Genomic DNA, 7,336 nt, shown 5'->3' with positions numbered 1-7,336 from the left:
CTATACTCTATTCTTACTTATTTATCAGCCTCAAAAACTGTTGATTTTGTAATTGAAGGCGTAGATGAATATACCGGTATTACAGTAATATCGGCTCATAGCGAAGAAATTCGGTTAATGGTTATCGAAAAACTAGGGCGGGGTGTAACTATTTACAATGGTAAAAGAGGGTTTGGCAAAAGAGGAAATACCACAAACCCTATTGATATAATTTATACTGTAATTACTCGATTAGAGATTGCTAAATTTAAAGTGGAAGTTGATAAAATAGACCCAAATGCCTTTATTATCATGAGCACCATAAAAGACACAAAAGGTGGAATGATAAAAAAGCGACCGCTGCATTAATTAAAGTCTTAAACTATAATTATCCATTCTTAATTAGTCAAAATGCTGTCGGAATACTCCAAAAAAATTGAAGATGCTAAAAAAAATAAAGCGGAAATAAAAAAATTTCTAGACAAACTAAAAAAACAAAATCCTCGAAATTTAGATTATGTATGCAATGAGCTGCATGATAAGGCATTTGAGACAATTGACTGTTTACAATGCGCTAACTGCTGCAAAACTACAGGACCATTACTGTTAGATAAGGATATTGAAAAGTTGGCAAAACACTTCAAACAAAAACCATCACAATTTTCAGAAAACTATTTGCATGTTGATGAAGACGGAGATTATGTTTTTAAGCAACTACCCTGCCCTTTTCTAGGGACTGATAATTATTGCTCTGTTTATAAAGACCGACCAAATGCATGTTCTGACTACCCTCATACACAACAGCGAAAAATGATTAACAAATTAGCAATAACCTATCACAACACAATGATTTGCCCTGCGGTAGCGGATGTTGTAAAGGGGCTTATGATTAAATTCTAGCTTTTTATACAGAAAGTAATTTATTCCAACATATACTTTAAACGTCTAATCTCTTCTTGGTTTTGAGGCAAGTTGATAGATTCCAGTACAGCCTTCTTTTCTCTATTTGTCAAATGCCAACTCAAAGAAATGCGTTTCTTTTTTTCATTATGCATTTCTAAATCAATAAAATCAATTTTTCCATCAAACCATAAACTAGCATACTCTATCAATTGATTTTGATTAAAATCTTGTATCGCAAACCAATTGCCATAAAAACTACCCAACGGCTGAGAAAGCGTTCCGGTTATTGATTTTGGCAAACTTTCCTCTATAGGGTCTTCTTTATGCTTATCTCGTATTTGTATCACAATTACACCGCTGGTATTTGTTGTAATCCAATTTCTAAACGTATACAAAAATTTGAATGTTGTTTCCAATCCATAATTATCTCGCAATCCCGCATCAATAACTTGAATTACAGGCTCACTAGGTAAATTAACAACAGGAGTTATGTAAGGAAATGTAGCATTCATGCGCAATGCACTTAAATATTTTAAATTTTCGGCATTCTGTTTTTCAAAAAATCGGCTAAACTCAATGCTCTCCACCAACGGATGAACAGAAACTGTACCCCTGATTGAATTTTGTGTTAGATAAGAAATTGGCTGAGGCGATATCAATAATTTTCGTCCATCATTTACAATAGTTGGAGCCATCACAACCATAGGTACTTTTGCATCTTTCTCAGGTTGCAAATAATCTTTTAGGCGCTTATCTAATATGCCTTTTGTATTCTCATTTACTCTTGTTTCAAAGGCTTGTCCTCTATCTTTGCTATAATTATATTCCCCATCTTTAAAGCGTTGAAACCTAAAAAACAAATCGTTAGTAGCAATACTAAAAGCAATTGGATTTAAAATATCAGCCGAAATTGCACTTACATATTTAGGATCGTATAAATTCTGAATTTCTTTATTCTGATACCTCAAATACAACTCTCGCACATAAGAAGCTCCCAACATACCGCCAGAAGAACCCGTAATTAGTTGAACATGCTTTAAAAGTTCACCATTCAAGCAGCTATCTATATGTAACAAACTATAGGTAGTCCAAAGAGTAGAACGCAAACCACCTCCGCTTGTATTTATTAAAATCATTTTCGGCTTTTGTTGTCTAATATTACTATTAACAGAATTCTTTAATCGCCACTTATTTAATATTTCTATGGTATAATTTATATCGGCTTGCTTCATTGCTTTTTTACTATCTGCTTCAATAAGCTTTGCATTTGTATATTCAGCCTTTTCTGTTTTGTAATTTAGTCCATAAGCTTTACTCTCCGAATCAAAAATGTTTATCCCATACATTAAATTCAAAAACACAAAAAACAATATAGTTACTGTTGTTGCCCATCCTCTTAAAAAAGTATGAATAGCACTTGCCAACATAATAAATGCTGTAAACAAAAGGATAACACTTGCAGCAGCTGGAATTTGAAACAACGGAACATCTCTAAAAAGACCTAAAATCAACAAACTCAAAATAGCTAACAATTCGAAAACTGTTGCCACAGAATGATTTTGCTTGAATACTTTAATCAACATTCCCTTTTTGTAGTGATTGTACTTTCTTGATAATCTAATACTAAAGGGCGTTGCCAAATAGGTTTCTACATACCAATCTCTTTGATTTTTCTTAACAATATTTTTTATTGTTTGTGGCCGTATCGCACTAGAAGCTTTAGTGTCGTCTAACTTCTGCACACCAAACATTCTATAAATATCTTTACTGGCTTTCAGAAAATAAGTAAACGATAGCACAAAAAACAGAATAAGTCCCAATAAAAAACCCGACAAATCAACAAACACCTTCGAAACAGGCTCCAACTGGTCATTTAGCTGAAAACGAAAAACGTTTACAATATAAACTACAACAAACAATGCCGGAATAACAATATTATTCAAACAATATTTTAAAAACGGATTAGATAAGGTTGCTAAAAAAGGAAATCGAAAAGCATTCATTATATAGCTTGAAATATTAAAAGCCATAATAAAGCCTCCCAAAGCAAACCCTGTAAACAAGTACGACCAAAAACTTATTCTATCAAGATATTCCGGTCCCAAAAAAAGAAAAGGAACTCCATAATTAGGCGCAAGCGATTTTGTTATAAAACCAAAAAGTATCAACCAAAACAACACCAGTAGCTGATTCTTTTTTAACACAACTAAAAAAAGTTGAATTGGAAAAAAGAATGCTATTCTGCGAAGTTTGCTGTTTTTTATGTATAAAGCCAAGTGTTGTTTATTTTTAAAATTTGATAATAAGCACCTACAGCTTATACGTTAATGTAGCATTAAAGTTTGGTATTAACCAGTTGAAGTATTTCTTTTTCCAACTCAATTGCCTTTTGCTCTATAGTAGTACCCTTGTTAACAAAACTTTCAGCAATATCTTTATTAGTCAACCCTTTTGCATTTATCTTCACATTCAAAAATGCACCCATCACAGCCGACCGAGCGCACAAAGCGCCAACACCTACGTCAGATATTGAATTAGGATTTCCAAGTTCTGCCATTCCTTTAATGACTTGCATACTGCCCAAAGTAAGCTCCATTACACTAAAAGGAATTTGAGTTGCCAACAATGTAGCATCTTGTATAGCCTGTGTTCGAGCTTTCTTTTCTTCATCAGAATTCTTAGGCATTCCAAATGCAGACATTATTTTATTAAAAGCCAATGTATCTTCATCTACTTTTTTCAATAATTCATTTTTATAATACTGTCCTTTTTCCGCCCAATCCGAAAACTCTTTCCAACGGTCATCCCAACCTGGTTTGTGGGAAGATAAATTAGCAACCATCGCAGCAAGAGCACTTCCTAATGCTCCAACATAAGCAGAAATAGAACCACCTCCTGGTGCAGGACTCTCGCTAGCCGTTTCATCAGCAAAATCAACTAAATTCATCCTCACAAGCTTTGCATTGGATGAATCTCTTAGCATATATTCAATAATTCGCTCTTCTGGTTTAAATGGTCCAAGCTCATCCAAGCCTAGCGACTTTACAGCAATCTTAATCAACTCCTTTTCAGAGACTCCGGTAGAGCGTTTTTGTTTTTCTAAAAAATATTTTCCTGCATCTAAAAGTGCATTTAAAGGAATTAAACCAACCAACTCCGAGCCGGTAACACGTACACCTCTTTCACCAGCTTTTTTACAAACCTCATCAAAAGCTATGTGCACAGGAGTTATGGCAATATTGGTCAAATTCATTGATATTTGGGCAACTCCATATTCTTCAATAAACCAACCAATAGCTTTTACCGATTTTAACGTACCCGGAATATATACAGGATTGCCTTTTTCATTAGTAACTATTTTACCTGTAATCGGATTTCCCTCTCGCTTTACTCGTCCTGTTTCACGCACATCAAATGCAATAGAATTAGCCCTTCTAACAGATGTCGTATTCAAGTTTATATTATATGCTACTAAAAAATCTCTGGCTCCAATTACAGTAGCACCACTAAAGGCATCAAATTCTATTGGGCCAAAATCTGGTTTCCATTCCGGTAATTTTATTTTCTTGAAAAAACCTTCGTACTCACCGGAACGTATAACAGATAAATTATTTCTACTCTTATTTGGCTGAGCGGCTTCATATAAATAAACAGGTAAATTTAACTCCTTACCTACTCTCTCTGCTAATTTAACTGCATACTTAGCGGTCTCCTCCATAGATATCCCAGAAATCGGAATGAGCGGACAAACATCCGTAGCCCCCATCCTAGGATGTTCTCCCTTATGCTTACTCATATCTATCAACTCCCCGGCTTTCTTAATTGCGCGAAACGCAGCTTCGCAAACCGCATCCGGATTACCTACAAATGTAACTACAGTGCGATTAGTAGCCTTTCCAGGATCTACATTTAACAATTTAACTCCCTCAACCTTTTCAATTTCATCTGTTATTTGTTTAATAACAGTTAAATCATTTCCCTCACTAAAATTCGGGACGCATTCAATAAGTTGCTGCATAATCATTGTTTTATGTACAAATGTAAATAAAAAACAAGCAGCCCAACGGAGCAATTTTAAAACACGAACGTTAGTTTTTGTAAAATAATTTTGATTTTAAAATCAATACTTACCTAATAAGATTTTCGATAAACTAGGAAGAATGGCGAACCTTAGTTAAACAATCGCCAAATTACTCCCAATTTAAAAGCCCTTCCGGGTGACGGATACTTAGGAGAAAGGAAAAAATTTCTACCCATCAAATCCGCATTAATATGTTCTGTTTTAACAAAAAAGGAAAAGGTTTTAATTTTTGCGTTCACAAAAAAATCTACAAAAGGATAACCTCCAACCTTATTTAGATTCTGTAAGTAAAAACCATTAAGCGCTGGATTATAAATTGAAGAATAGTATGTTGAAAAATAGTAAAGTTCCACACCAGCAAAAAATCGCATCGCCTTCTTAAATAAATAAGTATCATAACCAAGTAATTGATGGTATATTATCTCTGGAACCCTTACTACATAATTATTTGAAGCGCTTTGAAAAGTTAATTCACTTAAAAACCTCCACCTCTTTTTCAGCAAAACATCAAAAGATAAAACACTACTAAACACAGAAAAAATATCATCATATTGCCTCGAAATCGAAAAAGAATCAAAATATGTGTAATTATCTACAAGCAATAAAGACGTTCGAGTATTAAATAATAATGTATTTCTCTTCCCAAACAATATTGAAAAATTACCACCAAACTCATTTAAATAAATTTGATTGAAACTATTTTTCCATACATAATTATTTGAATTATACTTTAAATAGATATTATCGGGTTTTCTCCTATTACTATTAAACGATAGTCCTAAACAAATTTCCGACTTCTTCTTAACTCTATAATCTATATTGGCAAAAAACAAATTATCTGAACTATTATACCCATAAAAAAAATACTGTCCTCCTAATGAATAGGTTAATTGCGAACTCAGTCTTCCATTTAGATCTGCACCAACACTATGGTTACTAAATAATGTATCATTTGCTACTTGCAAAAAATCATGTCTTTCTTGCAAGTAATAAAATTTCTGATTATTTCTGTTTGTGCTAATCTTTATTCCTAATTTATTAGATATACTATTAATAATAGCAGAATCATTTGTTTCCAAACTATCATAAACCACTTTCAAATAATATGTCCCGCCAGATATATTTTTATCTGTGAAAAAAAAAGCAGACTGCCTAAAAGCAATATCATTAAACAAAACAATATTATCTCTAAGACTAAAACTATGTTTATAGGTTATATTATTGGATTTTTCACGTCTCTCTGCACTTAATAAACTAACATTGAATGCTTTAAAATCTGCATCATCACTAACTAAAAATAAAGAATCGTTTGAGACACCTCCATTCTCAAATTTTCTCAACCTATTAAATAATAAAGAAAACTCAAATTTATATCTTGAAGAATCAATTCTTCCAAAAGAGAACTTCAGTGAATTATGATTTGTATTTTCTCTCAAAAACCAACCCTCTGATCTTGTTCTAAAAAAATTAAAATCAATAAAAAATCCCTTCTTAAAAAACTGACTATGATTTACTCTTACAAATTGTTCTTTTTTTGACCCACCTATATAAGTAATAGAAGTCGTAGGTATCTTAAATTTTTCATTTACCCCAAATTTATCAAATGAAACTTTATATACACCCCACAAATCTTCATTAAAAGTAAAACCACTTCCAAACCTACAATTGGTGTTTACAGATAATGGGATAGAAACAGAACCAATACTTCCACTTAAAAAACGAGAAAAATAATTATGTATGAAAAAATCAGGAGAATCCTGATTAACATTTACATTAAGTAACGTATCTTTTGGAGATACTGCATTCAGAAATAAAGAATCAGGAATAAGACTATAGCAAGACTTGCTAATAAAAAAAATTAGAAGAAAATAAATAAAATATGACTGTTTCTTAAATGACATTAAAAATGTAGATAAAAAAAAAGCCCGAGACAAGCTCGGGCTTTTAAAAAACGGCAACGACATACTCTCCCAGGAGTTACCCAAGTACCATCTGCGCTAATAGGCTTAACTTCTCTGTTCGGAATGGGAAGAGGTGGACCCTATTGCAATAGTCACCGAAAATCTTAAATATTTTATTAAGACATAAAAGAAAGAAGATACAAAATTTACTCCGTATTTAGAAAGCTTACGGACAATTAGTATTACTCAGCTTTGACATTACTGCCTTTACACTTGTAACCTATCAACGTCATAGTCTTTGACGATCCTTTTAAAGAGGTCTTATCTTGAGGTGAGTTTCGCACTTAGATGCTTTCAGCGCTTATCTCATCCGAACATAGCTACCCTGCGGTGCAGCTGACGCCACAACAGGTACACTAGCGGTTCGTCCGACTCGGTCCTCTCGTACTAGAGTCAGGTCCTCTCAAACCTC

Annotated in this window: 5 protein-coding genes and 2 rRNA genes; 2 read left to right on the top strand and 5 right to left on the bottom strand. The window is 33.2% G+C overall.

Annotated elements, in window-relative coordinates:
- Window positions 1–348 (top strand): YitT family protein (locus J0M08_14125; protein ID MBN8704194.1); only part of this gene is annotated, 348 nt, incomplete at its 5' end.
- Window positions 349–390: 42 nt separating this feature from the next.
- A complete protein-coding gene (locus J0M08_14120; protein ID MBN8704193.1) occupies window positions 391–879 on the top strand; it encodes a YkgJ family cysteine cluster protein in 489 nt (162 codons plus the stop codon).
- Between the two features lie 20 nt (window positions 880–899).
- Here the strand turns inward: J0M08_14120 and J0M08_14115 are convergent, their stop codons facing one another.
- The 5 genes from J0M08_14115 to J0M08_14095 all read right to left on the bottom strand — a co-directional run.
- Window positions 900–3,158: a patatin-like phospholipase family protein gene (locus tag J0M08_14115; GenBank protein MBN8704192.1), complete on the bottom strand. Its 2,259-nt coding sequence runs from the start codon at window positions 3,156–3,158 to the stop codon at window positions 900–902.
- Window positions 3,159–3,217: 59 nt separating this feature from the next.
- Window positions 3,218–4,900 (bottom strand): glutamate formimidoyltransferase, encoded by a 1,683-nt coding sequence (gene ftcD / locus J0M08_14110; protein ID MBN8704191.1) that lies wholly within the window; start codon window positions 4,898–4,900, stop codon window positions 3,218–3,220.
- A gap of 152 nt (window positions 4,901–5,052) precedes the next feature.
- Entirely contained in the window at window positions 5,053–6,864 is a 1,812-nt protein-coding gene (locus J0M08_14105) for a hypothetical protein (GenBank protein MBN8704190.1), read from the bottom strand.
- A gap of 48 nt (window positions 6,865–6,912) precedes the next feature.
- Window positions 6,913–7,024, bottom strand: a 5S ribosomal RNA gene (gene rrf / locus J0M08_14100).
- Window positions 7,025–7,079: 55 nt separating this feature from the next.
- Window positions 7,080–7,336 (bottom strand): 23S ribosomal RNA (locus J0M08_14095); the annotation flags it as partial.

The organism is Bacteroidota bacterium (genome assembly GCA_017303975.1).
Taxonomy (GTDB): Bacteria; Bacteroidota; Bacteroidia; order JAFLBG01; family JAFLBG01; genus JAFLBG01.
Note: the sequence above shows the minus strand (reverse complement) of the source record. Positions and strands in the feature narration are given on the sequence as shown.

Excerpts from the sequence above, each read along its gene's own strand:
- J0M08_14120 (MBN8704193.1), top strand. The coding sequence starts at position 391 with ATGCTGTCGGAATACTCCAAAAAAATTGAAGATGCTAAAAAAAATAAA.
- J0M08_14105 (MBN8704190.1), bottom strand. The coding sequence starts at position 6,864 with ATGTCATTTAAGAAACAGTCATATTTTATTTATTTTCTTCTAATTTTT.
- ftcD (MBN8704191.1), bottom strand. The coding sequence starts at position 4,900 with ATGCAGCAACTTATTGAATGCGTCCCGAATTTTAGTGAGGGAAATGAT.